Below are 24276 nucleotides of genomic sequence, written 5' to 3'. Positions count from 1 at the left end.
GTAATTGGTAATGACAGAGACAACCAAGAAAGTAGAAAAATGGTCGTATCCATTAAAAGTTGGAGCGGCAGGGGCGACTGATCCGCAGCAGTTTTACAAGGCTTTAGCCAAGGCCAAAGATGGTTTCTACCCGTTGGGTGCTAATGGCCTTTGGCATGGTGGTGTTCATTTCGATGAAGCCTCGGGTCTAGTGCCGGACTTGGCAGAAGTTAAATGCATCGCTGACGGTGAAGTAGTCGCTTATCGCATTGATAGCACGTACCCGAAATCCGCCTACGGTACGGTTGAGGCTGAGTTTTCGACTGGTTTTGTATTGGTTAAGCATCGTTTGGAAGTGCCGGTACCTCCTGCTCCTCCAGCCACTGCCGGAGCCCAATCAGTAGCAGCAGCTCCTGGCCCCAGCCTGACGTTTTTCAGCCTTTACATGCACCTATTGCAGTGGAAAAACTACGAAGAAGCCCCAGCACTGTCGCGCCCAGCGTTTTGGAGTGGCGGCACGTTGCAGGTCAAAGCAACCGCCGACGACGAAATTCTTGGTTTGCGCGTGCGTTTGGAGCGGCGCGGAAAGCCAGGCTACGGTACCGTGTTAACGGTTTTGGCTCGCGGTACGGTTGTTCAGACAGGTGAGGAAGAGGATGGTTGGCTGAAGGTCGTGAGCGTTACACCGCCTAGTACCGATCTGACGCCAGGTACAGGCTGGGTCTATAAAACAGAAATGACGGCGGGTTCGACACCTAATACTTACGTCATTGGCACCGCTGCAAAAGACCCGATGAATCCGCCTCAGAAAGGTCTCGTTGTCCGCGCCTCTGCAAGCCAATCAGGTGCTGCAAAAGCAATTTTGCCCCACGGTACTCAAGTTAAAATCGGGAACGACGGGACGCGCGGCAAATATCAAAAATTGTTGGAGATCGTTAGTGGGAATGCTGTCCCGCCCTTGGCATCGGCTGAGGTGCTTGGGTATGTCTGGGAGGGGCAACTTGAAGCGAAAAGTGAGCCAGCTGAAAAGGACGCTGTACATGTTCTGACAACTCCAATCCCGATTTCGGCGGGAAGTCTGATCGGTCACGTAGGGAAGTATCAAAACCATTCGGACTCGGCCCCAAAAAATCTGCTGCACGTTGAGGTATTTAGCTGCGAAGACGTTAAGGCATTCACTGTCCTGAGCAAGGACAAAGCTGCAGGATTGCCAGCAGTCGAAAAAACACTTGTGAAAATTCCCCAAGGCAGCGTGTTGGTCACGCACTCCCAAGGAATGAGCGCAACAAACCCTCCGCGAGTGACAGATCCCCACAAAACTGTTGGTCATGATTTCTTTGTTCCTGTCGGGGTGTTGGAGGCGCTACCGGCGGAGAAAAAGATAAAGGCGCCTGTTGTTATGGCGGGATCTACCACCTATACGCTTTGGTGGCGTTTGGATGGATTGCTAGGTGATGCTGAAGGGAATGAAATTAGCGGTTGGTTTGCAGAGCCAGATACTGCTCTGTCACGCCATTCTCCCTTTGAATGGGAAGGCTTCAGCTTCATAGAGGAGACAGGAAGTAACGTGGACCATCTGTCTGCTTTTCTTCATGCGCAACAAAGCCTCAGTGAAGAGGAGCAAGCCACTTATTCACCAAATATCGATAATGCTGAAGATGGAACGGCGAAACAGCGCTTATATAAAATTCTCGACAGGAATGGAGATAAAAAACTTACGCCCGATGAGATAAAAGAAGCATTGAAGAAGCCTTGGTTTTCTCAGCCTATTTCTCAGATAGTTACTCAGTACGAGAGCGAGTGGTTTTATGAGAGCGAAAAATGGAACGCATTAGATGAAGTGATGGGGCACACTGATTCTGAGCCTAATATAGCTTGGCAAGAGGAAAAGGTTCGAATCAAACGCTTGGGGTGGTTAGACAAACTGACGGGTAAGTACGGCATCGATAGTAAAAAGTTATGGCATCTTCACCCTATAGGTTTTATTGGAAATTTTTTTGGGAAGTCAGCGCGTAAGTTAATTACTCAAGCAATGTTGAAGGCGGCCAAGCCTAGCATTACGGATGCCTATTGCGAAGAGATATTGCCTTATCTAAATAAGTATGCCGCGCTTTATAAGGTTGATAGTCCTCTGAGGGTCGCGCATTTCTTAGCTCAGGTGGGCCATGAGAATGGATTTAAAGTTACCTCTGAAGATTTGAATTACACTGCCATTGGCATGCGAAAACAATTCGGCTGTCGTAATAATGCAAAAGGATATGAGGCGTCAACGGACGAGTGCAAAGTTCTGCCTAGGTTACGGCCAAAGCTTTGGAGTGAGCCTGAGACGTACGCACATAATCCTGTAAAGCTTGGCAGCTATGTATATGCCGATAGGAATGATAACGGTAATGAGGCTAGTGGCGAAGGGTATAAATATCGTGGTCGTGGGGTGATACAGCTAACGGGTAAGTATAATTATCGCCAATATACAAAAATTCACAACCAAGCTGACCCTTCGGATCCTCAGGATTTTGTTGCTAATCCAGATTTGATAATGGAAAGCATAAAATATGGAGTTGAATCTGCCTTTGTTTGGTGGTCGATGTTTAAGATAAATCAAGCTATTGATGATTCTCTGGCCCTGAGAACGATGTCAGATATTGATGGCCATGTTTCTGATATCTCTATAAAGGTTAACGGCGGAACTACCGGGCTTCAAGAGCGTATTAATTTGTTCAAGTTGTTGAAAGACATGGTTGCGGAGGAGATGGGGTTATGAAAGTTGTATTTTTGGTTTTGTCGCTTGTTTTTCCTGTTTTATCCGTTATTGCTGATGAGAAAGTAGTAAACCTCGATCCTGTTTTTGGTTTGTCTCAAAGCGCCAGATTTTATTATGTGGGATCAGAAGGGAGTCAAACACTCCGTGGCGAGTTGCTAGTGGCGGGGAAAGGAAGTACTCAATTTCCAGATGTCTGCGAGCATGAGGGGGGAGATGCACAGTTGCATGATGCTTACACGGTGAGCGCGGGCAACACATTTTTTGTTTTTACGTGTAGCTGGGTTGTTATGCACCCTGGGGTCAACTTAAAAGGGACAGATTTTGTTTCCTACGTTTATAGCGATAAAGAAATACGCAGTCTTGTAAATGACAAGAAGCTTGCTTCATCTATTTCTGGGTATGAAGGAAGCCTGGAAGAGGGGGGGGGGGATTATTTTTGGTATTCAACACGAGCGCTTGCCTCAAAGAAACTAAAAGAGACCGCTAGCGGAGCTAGACAAGATTCTTTGGAGTTGTCTCACGATATCGTTCTGGTGAGACTTAAAGATAAAGATTATGAAGCTCTCAAATCTTATCTGACGCAAGAGAGACTTGACTCGTTATTAAGGGAGGCTCCGGTGTCGAGAGTTAACTCCGGAATCTATAATGATTTTGGCTTTGCTCTGGGAGAGGCTGGATCTAACAAAGTTGCTTATTCTTTGCTTTCTAAAGTTGAAGCCGTCTCTCCTGAGCGCGTGGTTCTCAAACTCAATATTGCGGACGTTTTGTGGAGTAGTGATGAAGTGAAGTCGAAACAGTACTATCAGAGTTATATCGCGATGATGAAAGGTCGAGGCAAAGAGCATCTAATTCCTTCAAGGGCAATAGAAAGAGTTAAATAAGGGGGTGGGGCCTATTCGGTTATTGGTAGATTTGAAATAAGAAGCCTTTCAGAAGGGAGTAGGGCGGCAGCGTAAGATAGAGTATTTAGGCCCTTGCGAAGAAGGGGCAGATTACTTTGGTTCAATTCGCCCGCCCGTATCTCCTACATTTCCCTTATTCATAGTCGCTACTAATGCGAAAGGGGGCGGATTTAATTATTTGGCTTGACGTTCTTAACGTCTGATTAAGGTCTTAAATAAATTTTTCGCTCGTCAACAGCAATACTGCATTGACTGCTTGAGAAATCGTCCGTGGTTAACGAGTTTCGATAAATATGAATAAGTCATGTTTTGGTTTTTTGGCGTTATTTCCTTTCGCCGCCCACAGCGCAGTCACCAGCGAATCACTCTGCTTCGAACTATCCGAAACGAGTCCGGTGAAGTTCGAATTCCGTATTTTTTACGATGCCTCCAGCAAATGGTCTGGCGGCTTCGTAAAGTACGCCAAGTCCAGCGAGCCAATTTCCGTTGTGTCAACGCATTCCGAGGAGGAGATGCTCGGTCCCGATGCCCCTTTGCAGAGCACTACAATCTGGTCTGAAGTCATCAGGGGCAAGGTTTCAGGGATTTACGAACTCGTGACTCAAGGAACGCAGATCGTCTCGATGACGTACACGAAGAAGTCCAACGGCAAGGTTTACTACTTTGGAAATATCACCAGCGTCGACTCCTCTCTGGAGTCCGGATGCAAGTGGGAGTAGGGCGAGTACATGAGATCAAAAACTCTAGCAGCATCATTACTCGGCCTGCTGTGGACGATGCCGGTATTAGCCGAAACCACTACGTTCAGCCCAACCAAAGGTGTCGAAGCGACACTGGTTCTCGAAGGCTCCACGCTGAACGTCGCGGTTAAAGGCGAAACGCATAACGAGTCGCGGACGGTCGATTTTGAAGCCGTAAACGAACTCCACATGCAGTTCGACGATTTCAATTTCGACGGCGCTCAGGATTTCGCGATCTGGCAGCTCGATGACGGCATGGGCACTTACCATTACTACCGGGTGTTCATTTACCAAGTAAAAACCGGCACCTTCGAAGAATTGCAGCCGGACTGCGGCGATGGCTTCGTTAATTTGCTCGTCGAAAAAAAACGTAAAGCGTTGCTCAGCACCTATTGGGAAATGAACATACCCAAGCAATGCGTCACCCGGTTCGCCAAAAGCAAAGCCTGAATGACTCAAGGATGAACACAGTGAACCGTTTCGTTTTTACCCTTCTGGCCGTGCTGCTGCCGGTTTCAGCGGCCTATGCGCAGGACGACTGCAGCCATGTCACATCAAGCCTGGAAATGGTGCCCTGCTCGGAGGCGGCGAAGAAGGCTGCCGATACGCAGTTGAACCTCAGCTACAAGCAATTGATGGCGCGGCTTGAGTCTGACTATCGAGCAGATCCGGCGTTGGGCGCAGAGTACGCGGCGAAGGTCAAAGAGTCGCAACGTGCGTGGCTGAAATTACGCGATGCGAACTGCCCTTTGGAAGCATTCGAGATCGAGACGGGGATGCCTGCGCATGTGTTCGCGGTCAACTCGTGCATCGCCAGAATGAGCCGCGAGCGCTCGGCGTATCTGGACAAGATTGTGCCGGCACAGTCGGCGCAGTTATCCGAAAAAGTCGGCGCCAGTAATGCTTGCCCATCCGAGGATTTCTTACCCTTCCTGGCAGTGTTTTCTGCCGATATCGAAGCACAGCGCCGGCTCACCGCGTTTACCGTCAAGTCGATGGTGTTAAGGCCAAAAGCCGAGCCGGGACGTTTCGAGCCTGTGACCACGGGCGAGAAGGGCGCCGGATTGGCCTATCCGTTGATGGCATCTATTGAATCTCGCAAAACGCCGGGTGTTGTGATTTGGGAATACGACGACAGCCACTCAACTGTTGTGGATCGACGCGCCGGCTGGAGCAACGTCAAAGTCTTCAATTTTTCCCGTCAGGCGTGCTGGGTGCTTGAAGGCGTTGAAGACTGGTCTATTCGCGAGAAAGACCTGGTCGCGGCGAGTACGCCGACGATGAGCAAGGAAGAAAGTCTCTGTTTCCAGCGTGCCGAGGCGTTCGAAGCATTGGCTGCACCGGAAGACCAGCCTCGCACCGTTGAGTTGTATGAGGCCACGCTGGAAAACTTGTTATGTGCAGCACACTCCGGAGACCCACTTGCCAGTTATAAAGCCGCTATTTTGAGCCTCTCGGGCATGGCGCCGCAGGTGCCGACGGATACTTTAGAGTCACTATTCAAAGCAGCGGCCACTACTTTGCCGAACGGTGCGATGGGACTTTCCGAGTTTTACTGCGATGGCAACGAACTAACATCCGACGGTCCCTGCAAAAATCCTGCGCTTGCAGAGCAAGCACTGATGGGCGCCGTAAAAATGGGCAATGCCAACGCGATCAGCAAGTTGGGATCTACCTTCGCTAGCGGCGAATGGGGTACCAAAGATCCATCTCGAGCCATGGCCTGTTACCAAATGGCCCTCGCGAAGGGTAGTGATGGCGCGCGTTTCGGTTTGGAACACTTGAAGAAAAACTCCTCCACACCAATCCAACCCAGCTACTGCTACTGACAACCCCCGAAACCCCACGCATTCCTTTAAACTCCCCACCCCCAAGGAATGCGCTCAGGACACGGAATGCCAGCCCCCTCGATCTCCCTTCGCCCAGCGTTAGTACTCTGGCTATACGCCGCCGCAATCGCGCACATACTCGCCGGCCTCACCCTGGCCTGGGCCGGTCACTCCGGTTTACTCGACGGCTATCTGCAAGTTCTCGAACTCGCATTCTGGGGCGCCGATGCGGTGCCCGCCGCCGGCCACGAACAACAGGTCTGGTGGCTCGCGCTTTTCGGCGCGACGCTGCAAAGCTATTCGCTGTACATGCTAGCTCTGGTGCACATCGGCAATCGCTCGAAAGCCCCGATGGCGTGGGGCTGGTTGATCGCCGGCATCCTGCTATGGGCACCGCAGGACATGTGGCTTTCAGCGCAACGGCAGGTCTGGTCGCACCTGTGGCTCGACGGTTTTGCGTTGCTGGTGTTGTTGCCACCGCTGGTTTGGCTGTATCGCCATGACCGCCGAAAATCCCCTTCAGTAAAGACTCCGAGCACATCCAACCCGTTTGTTGGCAGCGCTTTCAAACGCGTACTTATCACCGGCGGCACAGGGTTTATAGGTGAAGCTTTAGTCCACCAGTTACTCGACGCCGGTCATTCAATTAGCGTTTTAACGCGTGATCCGTTGAGCGCCGCCACCTTGTTCAACGGCCGCGTCCGCTGTATGCATTCGCTCGGCGAACTCAGCCACGACGAAGCCTTCGACGTAGTGATCAACCTCGCAGGCGCACCCGTCGCCGGCCCACGCTGGACTCCCAAGCGTCAGGCGCAACTGCTCGCCAGTCGAGTCGGCACCACCGAAGCCCTGATGATCTGGCTGAAGAACACCAAGCAAAAACCACCGCTGTGGATTCAAGCCTCAGCCATCGGTTTCTACGGCGTGCGCGATGCCAGCGAAAGCCTCGATGAACACGCCAGCAAGGGTGACGGTTTCATGGCCGAACTCTGTGCGCGTTGGGAGGCTTCGGCGCAACCCGCCACGCAGTTTGGCGTGCGTCAGGTGGTGCTGCGCCTCGGCGTGGTGTTTGGTCCAGGTGGTGCGCTGTTGCCATTGCTGATTCCGTTCCGCCTGGGCTTCGGCGGGCGCATGGGCGATGGTCGGCAGATCATGAGTTGGGTGCATCGCGATGATGTGCTTCAGGTGATCGCAAGGGCTTTCAATGACGACAGTCTGCGCGGCACCTACAACATGGTGGCGCCGGAAACGGTCAGTCAGGCAGCGTTCGCCGAGCAGGCCGGCAAGGTCCTCAAGCGTCCGGTGTGGTTCCATATTCCCGCCGCGCCAGTGCGTGCAATGGCAGGGGAGATGGCGCAGCTGTTCTTCGACGGTCAGCGCGTGGTGCCGCAGCGTTTGACCGAGGCTGGCTACACATTCCGCTTTCCAACCCTCGACGCCGCTCTGCGCGATCTGACCTGAGGATCGCTCATGAGCAAGCCCTTGATGTACCTGTTGGCCGGCAACGGCAGCGCCGCCGATTGGTGGGATGACGCGCTGCCGCACTTCAAGCGTTACGAAGTGGTGCCGCTGGAGTTGCCGGGTTTCGGCGCCAATCCGCAGCCGCCCTGTGAGGATCTGGCGGACTACGCGCAGATCTTGCTGGCGATGACACAGCAGGGCAGCGCGATCATGGCGGTTGGGGTCAATGCGTTGCTGGTGCTGCATGCGCTGCAACGTCGGCCCGGGCACTTTTCTCGCAGTGTGTTGCTGGCGCCGGTGGGCGCCTTTTTGTGGCAGCGCCGATTGCCGGCGCTGATGTCACCGCTGCCAATCCGCAAGTCCATTCATTGGCTGCTGTCGAACAGACCCTCGCTGTTCGCGCGCAAGTTTTCCAACCAGACTTGGAGGCCCGCGCAGTACCAGCGCATGGGCGCCGGCTATGCGCGCTGTCGTGCGTTCGTGCCGCACTGGGATCTGATCCGCGCAGATACTGCGCTGCCGCTGCTGGAGTGGATCACCGATCCGGTTGAGCTGGTCTGGGGTGATCAGGACGCTGTGCTCGGCATCGAGCAAGCGGCGGCGTGGTCGGCGATTCTCGCTCGCGCTGATCTGACTATCAGCCTCAAACCGGGATGGGGTCACTACCCGTGGATCGACTCGCCCGCGCAGTTCGCGCAATGGCTGGAGTCGGGCGAGCGCGGGTTTGTTGCGCACACCAAGGGCGGGCGTTTGCGTCTGGCTCAACTGGCGCGGCAAACGGTACCGGCAGCGCTGACCCTCAACGATTGCAGCGATCCGCGCCTGCCGGCATTTCTCGCTGCTCAACCTGATGTGACCTGGGCGGTGCGCTCCTCCAGTTATGGCGAGGATCAGGCCGATTCGGCGAATGCCGGTTTGAGCACAACCTATCTGCGCGAGCCGACCGCCAATGTGCCGAAACGCATTGCCGAACTGACGGCCGAAGGTGTCGAGGAAGTGGTGGTGCAACGCTTCATCACCCCGGTGGTTTCCGGGATCGCATTCGTGCGTCATCTCTCGGTAGAACTGGAATGGGTTGAAGGCCATCTCGAATCGTTGGCCGACGGTCACGTCAGCCCCTCACGAGCAACGCTTTCGCGACTCGGCGATGCGTGGCGAAGCGGCACGTTCACGCCTTCCCACGGTTTGACCGAAGACCTGCTGTGGCGCTTTCTGCAAGAGGTGTTGCGCGTGTTCCACTACGTGCCCGGCGACGTCGAATGGGCCTGGGACGGTTCGCAACTCTGGCTGCTGCAATACCGGCCGATCAGCGATTACGGCTGGCGCCGGCACCTCACCGCCGCGAACATCGCCGAGATTCTGCCGCCGCAACCGAGCGTGCTGGTCGAGTACGCCCAGCGCCGCGCCGCTGCGAGTATTCCGGCAATCATGGCGCGTTGGGATGCGCGGGTGTTGCAGGACAACGAGCCGTTCACTGCTGTGTTCGGCGGCGCGTCCTACATCAACAATGACCTGTTTCTTGCCCGGTTGGCCGACTGGGGCATCAGCGCCGATAACTACGCCGGTGAAGTTGGTGGTGCGACGCCGCATCTGCCGTGGCAACCGCTGAAGATGCTGCGTTCGTTACCGCTGTTTTTGCGTATGCAACGCAAGGCTCGCGGCCATTTGCTGAACCTTGAAAACGGTTTGCAGCGCTTCGATCGGGAGCTGGCCGAACTGGTCGCCCAAAGTGCCAATGGCCAGCAATTAGCAGACTGGTTCACCCGGTTCTACGTGTTCGTGGTGCAAGGCAATTTGTGCATTGCCACTGCACTGGCCAGCAGCGGTGGTGATTGGCTGGGCCGCCCGCCGACCGCGTACGACAATCTGGAAAACAGTCCTCATCGACTGCCGTGGGAAACCGATCCGGCTACCCCGCGACCCGCGTCGAGCGAACTGCCGCTACAGTCATTCCCACAATGGTCCGGGCTGATCCGCCTCGCGCATTCGACCGGCCTGCCGGGCCTGCGCGGTTACTACCTGCAAGTACGCGAGTGGTATCGCGACAATCTGATGCGCATCTTCTTCCGTCTTCACCACGCCATGCCCATGGCGGATCGCGAACATTGGTTCGCGCCGCATCCGGACGTACGCACTCGCGACGGCAGCTTCTGGCAGGACGGTCGCGAAGGTGCGGAGCGGGCGACCGGTTTCATGATTTATCCGGGGCGGGTGCAAGGCATTCTCGGCGAGGACATCTTGCTCGAAGACACTCTCGATCCCGGGCGTCACGCGCACTATCAGACCGCCCGGGCGGTGATTGCGCGGATGGGTGGACGGTTGTCGCATGGTTCGACGTTGTTGCGGGAACTGCGCAAGCCCTCGGCGGTGATGCCGCAGGTGGATCTGGCGTGGATCGGGTGCGAAGTGTTGTATCGGGATGGTGAATTGGAATTGATGAATTCGAAGGATGTGAAGTGAAACGACTGCTGGTGTTATTCATGAGCTGGTTGCCGATAGCCGTTATGGCGGCAGGTGTCTGCAATCAGGAAACTGACTCTAAATATTTCTTATCTCAATGGCCGGAGAGCAGCGGAGATCAGGAAGACATACTTTCCAGTCTCGATGGAAAAGAATTCTCTATCGAGCCAGGCCACGTAGTCTTCCGTGGCGACCTAAACGGCGATGGTATCGAAGACTTCATCTTCAATTCCCGCGTAGGCATTGGTTCTTCGATGGACAGCACATTCGCCTTCCTGATCCAGTGCCGTGGTTACTTGAAGTATTCGGGTGGCGATTACTTCGCCGGGGTCAAAGTTCTGGACGGTCCGCCTAAAGGTGGCGGTGAATTCAAGGACATCGAGATCTACTCCTACATTAGGGACAAGCGAGGGCGGATTCGCTACAAGGGCGAAGAGGGCATGACCCGGCCACATCTGTGGCAATTCAACCCGCAGACACAGCGTTATGAAGGTCAGTCCGAGTAAGCCAACGGTTTCCCACTGCTGTTATGGAGTTAGTACTTGAAAGGATTTTCGATTGTTCTCGGCAGCTTGCTATCAACTGCCACTTCCATGGCATTCGCCGCCGATCCCGACTTCAAGGATTACGCCGTCACCCCCGTTTTCAGCGGCCCCAACCATGAACCGGTGCAGCAGGAACAAAGCAACCCGGTCATGGACAGCACCCGGGCGAAGGCCCTGCAAGGCAAGGTCAACTTCGCCGGCCATTACATCCTGTACAGGTTCGGCTGTGGCGGCGGCGCCATTTGTGGCGAAGTGCTGGACGCCCAGACCGGTGATGTCGTTGGCGGTCTTCCGAATGCCTATGACGGCAGCACTTTCGACACGACGTATTTGCCCGATAGTCGCTTGATCATCATTTCCGGCGTCACGCTCGATGGCGAAGAAGACGCCCAGGGAAATCGCCTGGAAAACCGTAACCGGGATCGGTACTACGAATTCGTGAACAATGAGTTCCGGCTGCTTGGCATGACCGACGTGGAATCACCGTCGATCGATGAGGGGTGAGTCGATGAACCGTCTTCTTGCGAGCAGCCTTTCGCTGTTGCTCTCGTTTCCAGCTTTCGCCGCTCCCAAGGACGCCTACACCCAGCGCGATGTCATGCAATGTGGCGGCGTTGAAGTGGTGATGGTGTCGTCCTGCCGATCCGTGACGGTGGATGACGCAGAAACCCACCTCATACCGGTCTGCTCCGATCAGACGATCAACATTGGCGGCAAAGTGTTGCGGCGCAATATCGACAAGGTTTCACAGCTCACGTCTGACGGTAAGAAGACGAAGATGCTGAGTAACGTGGCAGTGGAGATGGATTGTGTAAAAGGAAGCAAGGGCAGCCTGGTGTTCATCGGCGGTTATGGCGGGTGTGGATCCTGTCCGGAGTGGCGCGGGTATTACTCCACCGCTGGAAGGTTGGAGCATTACAGCTACAGCAATAGTTATCGGTCGTTTGGTTCGAAGGGGTCCTGGGAAGGGCTCATAGAGGCTTATGGCATCACTGAAAGACAGTTACAGCAAACAAGCCCTGCGGCTAAAAGGATCGAGTATGGGCAGCCTTAGATCCGCACTATTGCTCGCGAGTCTGTTGCTGGCGAATGGGGCTACGGCAGAAGAAGTGCGAGTCACTGGAGTCGACGGGCACACACTGACATTGCATTTGAAAGCAAAAGTATGGCCCGAACACTCAGTGGAAGCGGCGAGCGCGACCTTTACCGCGAATGGAAAAACATTCCCGCTCTACGGAACCGATATCGGGGTCGAAGTCCTTCCTCGATGGCTTAGCCCTGACAAGAAGACCTTACTCGTGAACCAAACGATGTATGGAATGTTGTCAGACGGGAGTGGTGAAGACAGCTTCCAGTCACGAAGTCACTGCGATGTGATTTCGATGGAGACCGGTTGTGTGCTGCTTCAGCGTGATGATCAGTTCTGCGCTGGCAAATGGGTGGGCAATAGCTGGACTACCGACGAGGGTGAAGTACTCAAACCTGAAATGGAGACACCTTCCCCACAGGCACTACTGAAAACCCTCTCGAACATTGAATCTGCGCAATATCGAGCCAGCGAGATCGAATGGAGCTTGGTCATGGGGGCGGATTCGTACATGGCTTGCCATCCACCGGCTCGAAATGTTCAGGGTCTTAATGATCTTGGCTTCTATTTAGCCGAGGGCGGCAACGATGCACTGGCGCTGAAGTTGTATCGCGGCGTTGAGGCCGTCGGTAAACGCACAGTACTGATGTTGAACATCGCCGATTCACTCTGGCGCCTTGATCGCAAAGACGAGGCGCAACGCTATTACAGCCAGTACCGCGACGCGATGAGTGCCGATGGCAAGGCGCAGAAAATACCTCAACGCGTAGTTGAGCGATCCGCAATTCAGGGAATGAAAAATTGAACGTGTTTGTGCGTTTTATCGCGTTGTCCTTTGGATGCCTGTTTGCCTCTTTTGCGATGGCCGAGGACGACTGCAAAGAAATCACCGTTAGCGCCCAGGTCGATCGGTGTGTGGAGGCAGCCCGCAAGGAAGCCGACACGCAACTCAATGCCAGTTACAAGAAACTGCTGGGACGGTTTGAGGCTCAACAACGGCGCGACCCTGAGCAGGGCAAGGCGCTGGTCGCCATGGCCACAGAATCCCAGCGCGCCTGGATCAAGCTACGCGACACCACATGCCCGCTTGAAGCCACGGAAATCGAGCCTGGGGTGGCAGCGCACGTCACGACGATCAACAACTGCATGGCCAGAATGAGTCTGGAACGTGCGGCTTACCTGGACACAATCGTGGCTGATGAGCCGGGTAATGTGCTCGATCTCAACAAGGTGTACCTGTCCGGCTCCCAGCGCTTCGGCAATGTCGTGGCGCGCTATGTCAGCACGTTTGGCAGTTCATGCCTGACAGTCCAGATACTGGCGCCCAACGGCGGTTGGAGAGTGCTGTCCTCCAAGCGGTTCTGCAGTTTCGAAGGCAAGGCATTCTGGACGGACTATGCCGATGCCGGGTTTGAGGATCATGCGTTTGCCGAGGATGGGTTGCACGTGACGCTCAGTTTGACGGAGCTTCGTGGGTTCGGAGAGAAGCGTCTCATTTGTTTGATTCCGATTCAGAGCGAGCAAATCAAAGAACTGAAGTGTGACGGGGCTGAGCCTGGTGCATAGCAGGCCCGAAATATTCAGAAAGGGGACTTAACGTCCCCTTTTTTCATCTGCAAATCTCGCTACGACTTGGCCGCCACGTTCCGCACTTCAATATGGTCGAGCATCCCTTCGACCATCAATCGCACCCCATCCGCCATTCTGCTCAGGGCCAGCGCCACCGAGCGGCGTGAGCCGTGGAGGTCGTCGGCCAGGTCGCTGGCGATGACGCTGATGGACAGGAGGTCTTCGGAGGCGTTGGCCATGAGGGCTTCGGCGTCGGTGCCGGGGGAGAGGCTGAAGAGGCCGGTTTCGCGTTTGGGGTGTGGGTCGAGGGGTGGTTTGAAGTGGTGGTCGAGGGCGCGTTCGGCGGCTTCGTGGAATTTCTTGGATTCCAGCGATTCGTAGGGCGATATATCTGGGGATTCTGGGGGATTGGGTGTTGGTTTGATCATTTGGTCTTACTCCAGTTTTAGGAGCCGACACCGTTTCGCTCGCACTTCGAAAGTGGTGGCAGCTGTGCATAGGTGTGCAAGACCGGTGGAGTCACCCGGCAGACCCGAAGGTCTCCCATACACAGCAGCCATAACGATCCGCGAGCATAGGTAAACGCTCGGCGAATTGCCATAACCAATGTGTACTCCCGCCGGACTTGCACGTCCGTATCGCCGATTTTGCGACGACGCACAGAGCCTATCTATACCGATCCCGCTCGCCTAGTTCATGGACAGCCCGGCACTTTGCAGGAAATTTCCCATAGGTTTGCGGGGCGGAAGATCAAAAGATCGCAGGCTTCGCCAGCTCCTACAGGTATGTGTTTCAACAGGTGTAGGAAAGGTGAGTGGTGAGACGCGGAGCGTCTCGGGGTGCATTCCCAAGGGTAGGGGGGGGAATGATCAGCCAAGGCGTAGGGCGTTTAGCTGTAAAGGCGTGACTTGGTGGTCATCGTGCGGGAACTTGACTGCATCCTCTTCCAATAGCGGCAGATACTGGCGTTATCGTCCGAATCCCTTACACTGCCCCGGCCGTTCATTTTCCTTTTGAGGCTGTGCTCATGAAATTTCGTTTTCTTCTGTGGATGATGGGTTTGTTGATGGGTAAGGCCAGCCGGACAAATCCTGCGTTCCAGCAGCAGTTGGGTGACAAGGATCTGGTGTTTCAGCTGCAGACGCTGGACGGGAAAGTGGCGCGGCATTTCGTGGTGAAGAATCAGCGCGTCACCAGCAAGTCTGGCGTGGTGGCGGAGCCGGCGTTTGCGATTGCGTTCAAGGATGCGGGTTATGCCTTTGCCACGATGCAGGCGAAGAACAAGCAGTTGGCGTTTATGCAGGGGATTCAGGACAAGTCGATCCAGCTGAAGGGGAATCCGGCGCTGGTGATGTGGTTTCAGGGGTTGATGAAGTATTTGAAGCCGAGGAAGGCCAAGCCTAAGGCTTGAGAAGATGGGCTGTCGTGGCGAGGGGATTTATCCCCGATGGGCTGCGCAGCGGCCCCAAAACCTGAGACCTCGATACAACTGACACACCCTGTTGGCTGGGTTTGCGACTGCTGCGCAGTCGGTCGGGGATAAATCCCCTCACCACAGGTTTTGTGTCAGCCAGGTAAATTGGTTTGGATTCTTCGCGAGCAGGCTCGCTCCCACAGGGATTTGTGTAAATCCTGGGGGAGCGGGCCTGTTTGCTTTCAGGCCTGGCTGAATTGCGAGGCTAGTTCGCGCAGCAGGACTTCGGCCTCGAGGACTTTGCTGACCACGTCGTTGGCTTTGTCGCGAGTCAGGCCAACGCGTTCGAGCAGGGCGTCGGGGATGTCTTCGTCGGGGCCGGAGCCGATGCCGCGGCTGCGCAGCAGGCGTACGGCCAGGCAGACGAGGTTCGGGTATTCGGCGTAGGCGCCGTCGTAGCTTGGGTCGTGCTGGAAGCGCAGGGCGGTGGCCAGCTCATCGGGCATGTCCCAATAGCGCATCAGCCACGAGCCGATCTGTTCGCGGCTGATCCCCAGCAGGTGCTGCTCGATGTAGCTGTGGCACAGATGCGGGTTGACCTCCAGGTGACGGCAGATCAGCGAGAAGTGCGGCGGGAACACGTGGGCCAGCAGCAGGTAACCGAAGTTGTGCAGCAGACCGGCCAGATACGTCAGGCCGGCTTCCGGGCGCTGGGCGCGGGGCATGGCGCGGGTCAGGCCTTCGATGACGGCGGCGGTGTAGATCGATTGCTGCCAGTACGGCGTGGTGTGCTGCGGGTGGTCTTTGGGCAGGCTCAGGGTCTTGCCGAGGGCCAGGCCCAGGGCGAGGTTGATCACCAGGTCGAAGCCGAGCACGCGAACGATCGCGTCTTCCACCGAACGGATCTTGCCCGGCGAGGCGTAGTACGGCGACGCGGCCCAGCTCACCACTTGTGCAGCCAGCGCCGGATCGGTTTCGACCACGCCGGTGATGTCGTCGATGGTGGCGTTGGGGTCGACGCGCAGCTTGATGATTTTTTGCGCGGTTTCGGCCAGCGGCGGAATCTCGATGGTCGCTTCCAGGCGCTGCTGAATCCGGCGCGCGGTGAACGCCTGCACGGCCTGGGTGATTTCCTCGCGGTCATCGTCCGGGCGGTCGAGGTTCGGGCGGATGCTGCTCAGGGCTTCGCCGAAGTTGGCTGCGCTGGCCTTGGTCAGCATGGTCTTGAAATCTTCGCTGGCGATTTCCAGCAGCAGGCCCGGCTCGCCCGAGTTGATCAGCAGCTTCGGCTCGCGCAGCAGGCTTTCTTCGTAGAGGCACGGCGAACTGGTCAGCGCCGGCAGGCCCGGCAGCAGGCTCAGGCTGTGTTTGCCGAGCATCTTTTCCAGGCGTTCGGTGGACACGGCGGTCAGGCGCCGGCCGGTGAGTTCGGCGAGGCGATTGAGGTCCAGCAACTGGCTCTGCGGAAACAGCACCATCAGCGCGCCGACGGCATCGTCCAGCAACACGGCTTGCACCTTGCGCGAAGCATTGAGGCCGTGGTGGTCGAGCACTTCTTCGTAGGCGATCCCGAGTTTGCCTAGCAGCAGCCGAATGACAGACGGCGCGTGCGGGGATTCGGGGGCGAGGGCGGCTTCGGTCATGATCTGTATCCGTTTTTGAAACAATGGCAGGAGTATAACCAGCTTGGTCAGAACGATCTGTCAGAAACTGCGACGGTGCTCACACTTGGCCGTATTGCTGCCCGTGGCGCAACCAGCGGTCAAGCAATGGGCTGACGTGAGTTGGCCAGCGCTCGAGTAAAGCCTGGGCGGCATCGCGTACGGCGGGCAGCAGGTCGGCGTCGCGCATCAGGTCGGCGACCTTGAATTGCAGCAGGCCGGTCTGGCGCGTGCCGAGCATTTCGCCGGGGCCGCGCAGCTCGAGGTCTTTTTCGGCGATGACGAAACCGTCGTTGGTCTCGCGCATGATGCCCAGGCGCTGGCGGCCGATCTGCGACAGCGGCGGATGGTAAAGCAGCACGCAATGGCTGACGGCGCTGCCCCGACCGACGCGACCGCGCAACTGGTGCAGTTGCGCGAGGCCCAGACGCTCGGGGTTTTCGATGATCATCAGGCTGGCGTTGGGCACGTCGACGCCGACTTCGATCACCGTGGTGGCGACCAGCAGTTGCAGGTTGCCGGCCTTGAATTCGGCCATCACCGCCGCTTTTTCGGCAGGCTTCATGCGCCCGTGAATCAGCCCGACTTTCAGCTCGCCGAGGGCGGCGGTGAGGTCTTCGAACGTGGTTTCGGCGGCCTGACAGGTCAGCTCTTCCGACTCTTCAATCAGCGTGCACACCCAATAGGCCTGACGCCCTTCGGCGCAGGCGCTGCGCACCCTTTCGATGACTTCGACGCGGCGGGTGTCGGTGACCAGCACGGTGTTGACCGGGGTGCGCCCGGGCGGCAGTTCGTCGAGGATCGAGGTGTCGAGGTCGGCGTAGGCGCTCATCGCCAGCGTGCGCGGGATCGGCGTGGCGGTCATGATCAGTTGATGTGGGCACATGCGCCCGCCGACGCCTTTCTGCCGCAGCGCCAGACGCTGTTGCACGCCGAAGCGGTGTTGTTCGTCGATGATCACCAGTGCGAGGTTCTTGAACTGCACTTCGTCCTGGAACAGCGCGTGAGTGCCGACCACCATCGGTGTGCCGCTGGCGATCTGTTCCAGTGCGGCGACGCGGTTTTTGCCTTTGAGCTTGCCGGCCAGCCACGCGACTTCAATGCCCAGCGGTTCGAGCCAGCGCTTGAAAGTGATGAAGTGTTGCTCGGCGAGGATCTCGGTCGGCGCCATCAGCGCGACCTGATAACCGGCCTCCAGCGCTTGCAACGCGGCGAGGGCGGCGACCACGGTTTTACCCGCGCCGACGTCGCCCTGAATCAGGCGCAGCATCGGTTCGTGCTGGCTGAGGTCGTAGGCGATTTCATTGCCGACACGCTGTTGCGCACCGGTCGGGTTGAAGCCGAGGTTGGCCAGGTATTTCGGCGGCAGCTTTTTCGCCTTCGGCATCGCTGGCGCACGCAGCGAACGCATGCTTTCGCGCAGACGTTGCTGCGACAGTTGGTGGGTCAGCAGCTCTTCGAAGGCCAGACGATGCTGCGCCCAGTGATGACCGAGGGCCAGCTCATCGACGTCGGCATCGGCAGGCGGGTTGTGCAGGTAGCGGATTGCGTCGGCCAGCGGCGCGAGTTGGTAGTCGCGAGCCAGTTCGGTCGGCAGCCAGTCGGGCAGGGTGGATGGCTTGAGCAGGGTCAGGGTCTGCATGCACAACTGACGCAGGCGCTGTTGGGTCAGGCCTTCGGTGAGCGGGTAGACCGGGGTCAGAGTTTCGTCCACCGGCGGCGGCTCGTCACCGGTGATGGCGCGGTATTCCGGGTGGTAGATTTCCAGCCCCGAGGCACCGGGCCGCACCTCGCCGTAGCAGCGAATCCGCGTGCCGCGCTTGAGGCCTTCTTTCTGTGCATTGCTGAAATGGTAGAAGCGCAAGCTCAGGCCGCCGGTGCCGTCCTGCATGCGCACCACCAGGCTGCGACGCCGGCCCATGACCACGTCGGCACCGCTGACGGTGCCTTCGACCACCGCGTCCTGGCCCGGTCGCAAGTGACCGATCGGCACCACGCGGGTGCGATCCTGATAACGCAGCGGCAGGTGAAACAGCACGTCCTGGAGGTTCTCCAGACCGACCTTGGCCAGTTTCTCGGCCATGGCTTCGCCGACACCCTTGAGTGCCGTCACCGACACTTGCGACAGCTCAGTCATGACGCTCGCTTAACCGGCCGTAACCGGTGCTGCGGGCTTGGCCACCGAGCACAGGCGAACGGAGTCGGCGAGGATCTCGATGGCTTTCGGCCGCGGGAAGCTCGCGCGCCAGGCAATCGCCACGGTGCGGAACGGCACCGGCGCCGACAGCGGGCGCACTTCGATCACGCCCGGGGCGTAGTGATGGCTGTCCACTGCCGACAGCGGCAGGATCGAGATGCCCAGACCGGACGCAACCATGTGGCGGATGGTTTCCAGCGAGCTGGATTCCACCGTGGTGTGCTTGGCGCCGTCGTTGCCCTTGGTCAGGGTCGGGCAGGCTTCGAGCACTTGATCGCGGAAGCAGTGGCCTTCGCCGAGCAGCAGCAGGCTCTTGTCGTTGAGCAGGGCGGCGTCGATGCTTTCCTTTTGCGTCCACGGGTGCTGGGCCGGCATCAGCACGTAGAACGGCTCGTCGTACAGCGGCAGGGTCAGCACGTCGGCTTCGTTGAACGGCAGGGCGATGATGATCGCGTCGAGCTCGCCGTTGCGCAGTTTGTCGCGCAGCACGTGGGTGAAGTTTTCTTCGATGTACAACGGCATCTGCGGGGCGACCCGGTGCAGTTGTGGAATCAGGTGCGGGAACAGGTACGGGCCGACGGTGTAGATCGCGCCGACTTTCAGCGGGGCGGTCAGCTGGTTCTTGCCGGCCTGGGCCAGTTCACGAATGCCCTGCGCCTGCTCCAGGACTTTTTGCGCCTGGGCAACGATGCCTTCGCCGACCGGGGTCAGGCGCACGGCGCTTTTGCTGCGCTCGAAAATCAGCACACCGAGTTCGTCTTCAAGCTTTTTCACGCCCACCGACAGGGTCGGCTGACTGACGTGGCAACGCTCGGCGGCGTGGCCGAAGTGCTGCTCTTGGGCGAGGGTAACGATGTAGCGTAATTCTGTGAGAGTCATAGCGAGCGTCCATGAAGTTGCGGGCCAAGCATAACGGCTGCAATCGATAGACGCACGTTATCAGACTGAGTGAGGAATGCGACACCGGGCAATGTGAGTTTGCCGCGGGTAGATAAGCAAAAGGCACCTTGCGGCGCCTTTTGGCTGGATCATCCGGCTGGCGGAGAATCTTTGTAGGAGTGAGCCTGCTCGCGATGGGGGTGTGTCAGTCAATCATTCATTGTCTGACACACCGCTATCGCGAGCAGGCTCACTCCTACAGGTTTTGTGTTGCGTTAGCGGCGGCGTTCGAGCGAGTACACAAACGGCGCCACAATTTCGATAGAGCCGTTGTTCAGCATGTCGGCCGGTGGCTTGGGCAGCGGTTGCGCACGGCGGATCATTTCCAGGGTGGCCCGGTCCAGATCGGCATTGCCCGAGCGGCCCACCAGTTCGAACGACAGCACGTTACCTTCGCCATCGACCACGAAGCGCAGACGGTTCAGGCCTTCCTTGCCCCGTGCCTGTGCGCTTTGCGGGTACTTTTTGTACTTGGCCAAATGCGCGAGCAGGGTGCCTTGCCAACTGGCCTTGGCGGCCAATTGTGCGGGCGACGGGCCCGGTGCCGGCTGGGCGGATTTCTCCGTCGGTGCCTGGGTCGGTTGCGTGTCGGCCGGTTTTTCCTCGGAAGGTTTTTCCTTCACAGGCTCAGGTTTTTTCTCGACCGGTTTGGGCGGCTGCGGTTTCGGCTTTGGCTTGGGTTTGGGCTTCGGTACGGCAATCTCGGCCTTGGGTGCTTCAGCCAGTTTCGGAATCGGCAACTCTTCGACCGGCGCCGGGGGCTGCGGCGGTGTGACGACTTTCGGCGGAGCAGGCGGTGGCGGGGCCGGAACCGGTGCCAGCTCGACCATCATTGCCTGCGGCGGCAGTTCGATGGGCGGGCGGGCGGTCCAGTTGAGCGCCAGCGCGATGGCCAGCGCGTGAACGCCCAGCACCACGGCCAGGCTACCGCTGTAACGCGTCAGCTTATGGCGCGTCGTGATCATTTCTTGGCTGCGCTCTCAAGGCCCACCAGACCGACCTTCAGGTAACCGGCCGAGCGCAACTTATCCATCACGCTCATCAGGTCGCCGTAGTCCACGCCTTTGTCGGCCTGGAAGAAGATGGTGGTGTCTTTCTTGCCCTGGGTCTTGGCGTCGAGCGTCGCGCCGAGGGTGTCGGCGTTGACTTCGTCGTCGCCGATATACAGACGCTGATCAGCTTTTACGCTGAGGAACACCGGTTTCTCTGGCCGTGGCGCCGGTTTGGCGGTCGAGGCAGGCAGGTCGACTTTGATATCCACGGTGGCCAGCGGTGCGGCCACCATGAAGATGATCAGCAGCACCAGCATCACGTCGATGAACGGCGTGACGTTGATTTCGTGGTTCTCGGCCAGATCGTCGTCTGCGCCTTCTTTCAAATGCAGGCCCATGGCCGATTACCCCACTTTCACCATGTGCGGTTGCGAGCTGCTGCGCTCAGGCTGGTGGTCGAGGTCACGGCTGACCAGCAACAGAACCTGCGCCGAAGCGTCGGAGACCTGCGCTTTGTAGCCGGCGATGGAGCGGGCGAACACGTTGTAGATCACGACCGCAGGAATCGCAGCCACCAGACCCAGTGCGGTGGCCAGCAGCGCTTCGGCGATGCCCGGCGCGACGACGGCGAGGTTGGTGGTCTGGGTCTTGGCGATGCCGATGAAGCTGTTCATGATGCCCCACACGGTGCCGAACAGGCCGACGAACGGCGCGGTGGAACCGATGGTGGCGAGGACGCCGGTGCCGCTGCTCATGTTGCGGCCACAGGCTGCGACCAGACGCTCAAGACGGAAGCTGACGCGCTCCTTGATGCCTTCTTTTTCGCGGCTGTTGACCGAGAGGCGCATCTCTTCGAGCGCGTCGTGTACCAGCAGGTTGGCGAGGGTGCCTTCTTTGGCTGCCGTGGCGCTGGCTTCCTTGAGGGTGGCGGCTTTTTTCAGGGCGGCGATTTCACCCCGCAGGCGACGCTTGGCGCCCATCAGCTCGAAGCCTTTGGCGATCCAGATGGTCCAGGTGATGATGGAGGCGATGGCCAGACCGATCATCACGATTTTCACGATGATGTCGGCGTTCTGATACATGCCCCATGGCGACAGGTCGTGGGCCATGCCCAGGCTGTTGTCGGGTTCGAGTATTTCAGGGGCGTCTGCCGGGCTGGCGTCTACCGCTTGCACCGGGTCGGTGGCAGCTGGCGCGGCGGCAGGCGCGTGCTGTTCGGTGGCTGCCGGAGCGGCCGGGGCTTGGGCGTCAGCGAGCGCGGCGGTCGGCGCCAGCATCAGGCTGAGCAACAGCGCCGCTATGGCGCTCCAGGCGCGAGGTCGTGTGGTTGGCGAAGCGGGAAATTGATTACGTGTCATGCTGGCCGGACCTGAGATAGAAAAACGGTGATGCTCTTCCAGGCCTCGTGAGGCCGAGAACAAAAGTGGCGTGCATTATTGCAAGTAATTCTTGTTAACTAAAGTAATAGAGTCTCTTTTTTTCCTTGATTGCTAACCACTCGTCACCCGATGAGTGTGGTTTAAGCCCTTGTAACGGGAGTTTTTGAATGTCTGCGCCTTCGGTTTTGATCGCCGGTTGTGGTGATGTCGGGAGCCGTCTGGCCAAGCAATTGCTGGCTAGCGGTTGGGAAGTGCACGGCCTGCGTCGCGATGTTTCGCGTCTGCCTGAGGGCGTGATCGGCGTGGCCGGTGACTTGTTCAAGGAGGACTGCCCCGAGACCTGGCCGGTGGGTGCCGTGGATTACCTGGTGTATTGCGCGGCGGCCACTGATCACGACGAGGCCGGTTATCGCGCAGCGTATGTGCAGGGGTTGCAGAACGTATTGAGCTGGCTGGACGACTACGGGCAAACCCCGGATCGGCTGCTCTTCGTGTCTAGCAGCAGTGTGTATGGGCAGTTGGAAGGGGAGTGGGTCGACGAGGATTCAGAAACCGTCGCCAGCGGATATTCCGGGCGACTGATGCTCGAAGCCGAGCAAGTGGCGCTCAAGAGTGGTATCCCGGCGAGCATTGTGCGCCTGACCGGGATCTACGGTCCGGGGCGTGAGTGGTTGCTGACCCAGGTGCGTCGCGGTTATCGGGTGGCGGTCGAGCCGCCGCTGTATGGCAACCGCATTCATGCCGATGACGCTGCGGGTTTGATGGCGTTTCTGCTGGAAACCGATCATCGTGGCGAACCGCTGCAGGATATCTACATCGGGGTTGACGACGCGCCGGCGCCGCTGGCCGAGGTGGTCGCGTGGCTGCGCGAATACCTGGGTGTCACCGAGTGGGCCGAAGACGCCAGCGTACGCCGCACTGGCAGCAAGCGCTGCAGCAATGCCCGGGCGAAAGCGCTGGGGTGGACGCCGACGTATCCAAGTTATCGCGAAGGTTATGCGGCGATTCTAGAAGGTAAGTGCTGACTTCCGGTCACCCCAAATAACTGTAGGAGTGAGTCTGCTCGCGATGAGTCCATAACATTCAACACTTATGTTGGCTGTTAAAGCGTCATCGCGAGCAGGCTCACTCCTACAGAGTCATGTGTTGCTCTCGGGGGATGCTTACTGCTTCTCAAGCAACCACTTGCGTTCACCCGGGGTGAACTGCGGCATTTCATCGGTCAGTGCAGTATTTACCGCCTGGAAAATCTCCAGTGCCTTGCCTTTGCGGGCGAAGATCCAGTTGTTGCCTTGCCCGTTGAGCTGCAGCCACATGCTGTCGTGGTCGCTGTTCATCGAGGCGCAGTCGCCTGCCAGGCACAGGGCATAGCGGTCGGCGCCGGGCAGGCCGGAGACCTGGCCGTCGGCCTGGAATTGCACGGTATTGCCTTCGCCGTCGCCGCTGGCAATCTTCCAGCTGCCGCCCAGATACGCCGAATACAGTGCGCGCTCGAAGCTGGCGCCGATCGGTGCGCCTTCGGGTATGGGGATCTGCGCGCGGTCGAACACCTGGTCGGGTTCGTTCTCGGTCGCGGCCTGTTTCATCCGGCCGCCGTCGCGTTTCAGCTCGCTGCCGGAGCTGCCATAGAAGTCGACTTTCCAGGCGCCGGACTGTTCACCCTGCAGCCGTCCTTCGACGTTCTCGAAACCGTTGGTGTAGCGGGCCTGACCGGCCTTGGTGTTGACGTCCCACTCCAGGTTCGGGCCATAGGCCTGAAGCGCTTCGCGCAGGGGGCCGCCCTTGGCAGCAGCATCGATCGCCACCTGGTTGAGCCAGGTGCCGCTGATGTCACGGTCGGCGGGGTCGCTGGCACAGCCGCCGAGGAAAATGGCGAGCAGCGAGAGAGCAAGCGCTTTGCGCATGGTGGAATCCTTTCAAAACCTTTTCTTTACCGCAGAGCAGTCGGCGCAGCGGTTGAAGGCTGCGCCGTGTGCATTACTCGATGACCAGGATGGCATCCATTTCGACTTGCGAGCCCTTCGGCAGGGCAGCAACGCCGATGGCGGCGCGGGCCGGGTACGGCTGGTCGAAGTATTTGCCCATGATCTCGTTGACCTTGGCGAAGTGGCTCAGGTCGGTGAGGAAGATGTTCAGCTTGACGATGTCCTTGAACGAACCGCCGGCCGCTTCAGCGACGGCTTTCAGGTTCTCGAATACCTGGACGGTCTGGGCTTCGAAGCCTTCAACCAGTTCCATGGTCTTTGGGTCCAGAGGAATCTGACCCGACATGTAGACGGTGTTGCCGGCCTTGATCGCCTGGGAGTAGGTGCCGATGGCGGCTGGGGCCTTGTCGCTGGTGATAACGGTCTTGGTCATGTA

23 protein-coding genes are annotated in these 24276 nt (G+C 57.9%); 14 read left to right on the top strand and 9 right to left on the bottom strand.

Features of this window, described 5'->3' with window-relative positions:
- The first annotated feature begins 10 nt into the window (after positions 1-10).
- The 12 genes from HBN98_RS11870 to HBN98_RS11815 all read left to right on the top strand — a co-directional run bounded on the left by HBN98_RS11870 (position 11) and on the right by HBN98_RS11815 (position 13330).
- Complete coding sequence (locus HBN98_RS11870; RefSeq protein ID WP_083367537.1) at positions 11-2740, top strand: hypothetical protein; 2730 nt, start codon at positions 11-13, stop codon at positions 2738-2740.
- Positions 2737-3621, top strand: a complete 885-nt coding sequence (locus HBN98_RS11865; protein ID WP_151101618.1) for a hypothetical protein — start codon at positions 2737-2739, stop codon at positions 3619-3621. The genes HBN98_RS11870 and HBN98_RS11865 overlap by 4 nt, the downstream gene beginning before the upstream one ends.
- Before the next feature lie 314 nt (positions 3622-3935).
- Positions 3936-4361: a hypothetical protein gene (locus HBN98_RS11860; RefSeq protein WP_083367538.1), complete on the top strand. Its 426-nt coding sequence runs from the start codon at positions 3936-3938 to the stop codon at positions 4359-4361.
- Between the two features lie 9 nt (positions 4362-4370).
- Positions 4371-4832 carry an XAC2610-related protein gene (locus tag HBN98_RS11855; RefSeq protein WP_083367539.1) on the top strand — a complete coding sequence of 154 codons (462 nt, stop codon included), beginning with the start codon at positions 4371-4373 and terminating at the stop codon, positions 4830-4832.
- Between the two features lie 20 nt (positions 4833-4852).
- Positions 4853-6211: a lysozyme inhibitor LprI family protein gene (locus tag HBN98_RS11850; RefSeq protein WP_083369386.1), complete on the top strand. Its 1359-nt coding sequence runs from the start codon at positions 4853-4855 to the stop codon at positions 6209-6211.
- Positions 6212-6277: 66 nt separating this feature from the next.
- On the top strand, positions 6278-7672 hold the full coding sequence (locus tag HBN98_RS11845; protein ID WP_083367540.1) for a TIGR01777 family oxidoreductase: 1395 nt from the start codon (positions 6278-6280) through the stop codon (positions 7670-7672).
- 9 nt (positions 7673-7681) lie between these two features.
- The gene (locus HBN98_RS11840) at positions 7682-10132 is read left to right on the top strand and encodes an alpha/beta fold hydrolase (protein ID WP_083367541.1); all 2451 of its coding nucleotides are present in this window, start codon (positions 7682-7684) and stop codon (positions 10130-10132) included.
- Complete coding sequence (locus HBN98_RS11835; RefSeq protein ID WP_003229535.1) at positions 10129-10638, top strand: hypothetical protein; 510 nt, start codon at positions 10129-10131, stop codon at positions 10636-10638. The genes HBN98_RS11840 and HBN98_RS11835 overlap by 4 nt, the downstream gene beginning before the upstream one ends.
- 87 nt (positions 10639-10725) lie before the next feature.
- On the top strand, positions 10726-11181 hold the full coding sequence (locus tag HBN98_RS11830; protein WP_083369387.1) for a hypothetical protein: 456 nt from the start codon (positions 10726-10728) through the stop codon (positions 11179-11181).
- Between the two features lie 4 nt (positions 11182-11185).
- On the top strand, positions 11186-11731 hold the full coding sequence (locus HBN98_RS11825; RefSeq protein WP_003229531.1) for a hypothetical protein: 546 nt from the start codon (positions 11186-11188) through the stop codon (positions 11729-11731).
- A complete protein-coding gene (locus HBN98_RS11820; protein ID WP_083367542.1) occupies positions 11718-12569 on the top strand; it encodes a tetratricopeptide repeat protein in 852 nt (283 codons plus the stop codon). Before HBN98_RS11825 ends, HBN98_RS11820 begins: the two co-directional genes overlap by 14 nt.
- A gap of 2 nt (positions 12570-12571) precedes the next feature.
- Entirely contained in the window at positions 12572-13330 is a 759-nt protein-coding gene (locus HBN98_RS11815; protein WP_083367543.1) for a lysozyme inhibitor LprI family protein, read from the top strand.
- A 59-nt stretch (positions 13331-13389) separates the two neighbouring features.
- On the opposite strand, the gene HBN98_RS11810 is transcribed toward HBN98_RS11815, so the two are convergent.
- Positions 13390-13761: a DUF6124 family protein gene (locus tag HBN98_RS11810; protein WP_064589828.1), complete on the bottom strand. Its 372-nt coding sequence runs from the start codon at positions 13759-13761 to the stop codon at positions 13390-13392.
- 599 nt (positions 13762-14360) lie between these two features.
- On the opposite strand from HBN98_RS11810, the gene HBN98_RS11805 reads away from it, so the two are divergent.
- Positions 14361-14744: a helicase gene (locus HBN98_RS11805; RefSeq protein ID WP_003229522.1), complete on the top strand. Its 384-nt coding sequence runs from the start codon at positions 14361-14363 to the stop codon at positions 14742-14744.
- Positions 14745-14989: 245 nt separating this feature from the next.
- Here the strand turns inward: HBN98_RS11805 and HBN98_RS11800 are convergent, their stop codons facing one another.
- The 6 genes from HBN98_RS11800 to exbB all read right to left on the bottom strand — a co-directional run bounded on the left by HBN98_RS11800 (position 14990) and on the right by exbB (position 21894).
- Positions 14990-16390, bottom strand: coding sequence for an aminoacyl-tRNA deacylase and HDOD domain-containing protein (locus HBN98_RS11800; protein WP_016985804.1), 1401 nt, complete (start codon positions 16388-16390; stop codon positions 14990-14992).
- A 79-nt stretch (positions 16391-16469) separates the two neighbouring features.
- A complete protein-coding gene (gene recG / locus HBN98_RS11795; RefSeq protein WP_064589827.1) occupies positions 16470-18545 on the bottom strand; it encodes an ATP-dependent DNA helicase RecG in 2076 nt (691 codons plus the stop codon).
- Positions 18546-18554: 9 nt separating this feature from the next.
- The gene (locus HBN98_RS11790) at positions 18555-19484 is read right to left on the bottom strand and encodes a hydrogen peroxide-inducible genes activator (protein WP_027610401.1); all 930 of its coding nucleotides are present in this window, start codon (positions 19482-19484) and stop codon (positions 18555-18557) included.
- Positions 19485-19759: 275 nt separating this feature from the next.
- A complete protein-coding gene (locus HBN98_RS11785; RefSeq protein WP_064589826.1) occupies positions 19760-20509 on the bottom strand; it encodes an energy transducer TonB family protein in 750 nt (249 codons plus the stop codon).
- Positions 20506-20934 (bottom strand): TonB system transport protein ExbD, encoded by a 429-nt coding sequence (gene exbD, locus HBN98_RS11780; RefSeq protein WP_041071566.1) that lies wholly within the window; start codon positions 20932-20934, stop codon positions 20506-20508. Before exbD ends, HBN98_RS11785 begins: the two co-directional genes overlap by 4 nt.
- 6 nt (positions 20935-20940) lie before the next feature.
- Complete coding sequence (gene exbB / locus HBN98_RS11775) at positions 20941-21894, bottom strand: tonB-system energizer ExbB (protein ID WP_083367544.1); 954 nt, start codon at positions 21892-21894, stop codon at positions 20941-20943.
- Between the two features lie 188 nt (positions 21895-22082).
- On the opposite strand from exbB, the gene HBN98_RS11770 reads away from it, so the two are divergent.
- Positions 22083-22940, top strand: a complete 858-nt coding sequence (locus HBN98_RS11770; protein WP_083367545.1) for an SDR family oxidoreductase — start codon at positions 22083-22085, stop codon at positions 22938-22940.
- A 138-nt stretch (positions 22941-23078) separates the two neighbouring features.
- On the opposite strand, the gene HBN98_RS11765 is transcribed toward HBN98_RS11770, so the two are convergent.
- Positions 23079-23819, bottom strand: a complete 741-nt coding sequence (locus tag HBN98_RS11765; protein ID WP_083367546.1) for a putative periplasmic lipoprotein — start codon at positions 23817-23819, stop codon at positions 23079-23081.
- Between the two features lie 73 nt (positions 23820-23892).
- Entirely contained in the window at positions 23893-24273 is a 381-nt protein-coding gene (locus tag HBN98_RS11760) for a RidA family protein (RefSeq protein ID WP_003229509.1), read from the bottom strand.
- Positions 24274-24276: the final 3 nt, after the last annotated feature.

Origin of the sequence: Pseudomonas koreensis (assembly GCF_012986595.1) — a bacterium.
GTDB classification, from domain to species: domain Bacteria; phylum Pseudomonadota; class Gammaproteobacteria; order Pseudomonadales; family Pseudomonadaceae; genus Aquipseudomonas; species Aquipseudomonas koreensis.
This window is presented reverse-complemented; position numbering and strand designations above follow the sequence as displayed.

What these genes read in the sequence shown, in the direction of transcription:
- HBN98_RS11870 (WP_083367537.1), top strand. Translation starts at nt 11, where the DNA reads ATGACAGAGACAACCAAGAAAGTAGAAAAATGGTCGTATCCATTAAAA.
- HBN98_RS11865 (WP_151101618.1), top strand. Translation starts at nt 2,737, where the DNA reads ATGAAAGTTGTATTTTTGGTTTTGTCGCTTGTTTTTCCTGTTTTATCC.
- HBN98_RS11860 (WP_083367538.1), top strand. Translation starts at nt 3,936, where the DNA reads ATGAATAAGTCATGTTTTGGTTTTTTGGCGTTATTTCCTTTCGCCGCC.
- HBN98_RS11855 (WP_083367539.1), top strand. Translation starts at nt 4,371, where the DNA reads ATGAGATCAAAAACTCTAGCAGCATCATTACTCGGCCTGCTGTGGACG.
- HBN98_RS11845 (WP_083367540.1), top strand. Translation starts at nt 6,278, where the DNA reads ATGCCAGCCCCCTCGATCTCCCTTCGCCCAGCGTTAGTACTCTGGCTA.
- HBN98_RS11840 (WP_083367541.1), top strand. Translation starts at nt 7,682, where the DNA reads ATGAGCAAGCCCTTGATGTACCTGTTGGCCGGCAACGGCAGCGCCGCC.
- HBN98_RS11830 (WP_083369387.1), top strand. Translation starts at nt 10,726, where the DNA reads ATGGCATTCGCCGCCGATCCCGACTTCAAGGATTACGCCGTCACCCCC.
- HBN98_RS11825 (WP_003229531.1), top strand. Translation starts at nt 11,186, where the DNA reads ATGAACCGTCTTCTTGCGAGCAGCCTTTCGCTGTTGCTCTCGTTTCCA.
- HBN98_RS11820 (WP_083367542.1), top strand. Translation starts at nt 11,718, where the DNA reads ATGGGCAGCCTTAGATCCGCACTATTGCTCGCGAGTCTGTTGCTGGCG.
- HBN98_RS11810 (WP_064589828.1), bottom strand. Translation starts at nt 13,761, where the DNA reads ATGATCAAACCAACACCCAATCCCCCAGAATCCCCAGATATATCGCCC.
- HBN98_RS11805 (WP_003229522.1), top strand. Translation starts at nt 14,361, where the DNA reads ATGAAATTTCGTTTTCTTCTGTGGATGATGGGTTTGTTGATGGGTAAG.
- HBN98_RS11800 (WP_016985804.1), bottom strand. Translation starts at nt 16,390, where the DNA reads ATGACCGAAGCCGCCCTCGCCCCCGAATCCCCGCACGCGCCGTCTGTC.
- recG (WP_064589827.1), bottom strand. Translation starts at nt 18,545, where the DNA reads ATGACTGAGCTGTCGCAAGTGTCGGTGACGGCACTCAAGGGTGTCGGC.
- HBN98_RS11790 (WP_027610401.1), bottom strand. Translation starts at nt 19,484, where the DNA reads ATGACTCTCACAGAATTACGCTACATCGTTACCCTCGCCCAAGAGCAG.
- HBN98_RS11785 (WP_064589826.1), bottom strand. Translation starts at nt 20,509, where the DNA reads ATGATCACGACGCGCCATAAGCTGACGCGTTACAGCGGTAGCCTGGCC.
- exbD (WP_041071566.1), bottom strand. Translation starts at nt 20,934, where the DNA reads ATGGGCCTGCATTTGAAAGAAGGCGCAGACGACGATCTGGCCGAGAAC.
- exbB (WP_083367544.1), bottom strand. Translation starts at nt 21,894, where the DNA reads ATGACACGTAATCAATTTCCCGCTTCGCCAACCACACGACCTCGCGCC.
- HBN98_RS11770 (WP_083367545.1), top strand. Translation starts at nt 22,083, where the DNA reads ATGTCTGCGCCTTCGGTTTTGATCGCCGGTTGTGGTGATGTCGGGAGC.
- HBN98_RS11765 (WP_083367546.1), bottom strand. Translation starts at nt 23,819, where the DNA reads ATGCGCAAAGCGCTTGCTCTCTCGCTGCTCGCCATTTTCCTCGGCGGC.
- HBN98_RS11760 (WP_003229509.1), bottom strand. Translation starts at nt 24,273, where the DNA reads ATGACCAAGACCGTTATCACCAGCGACAAGGCCCCAGCCGCCATCGGC.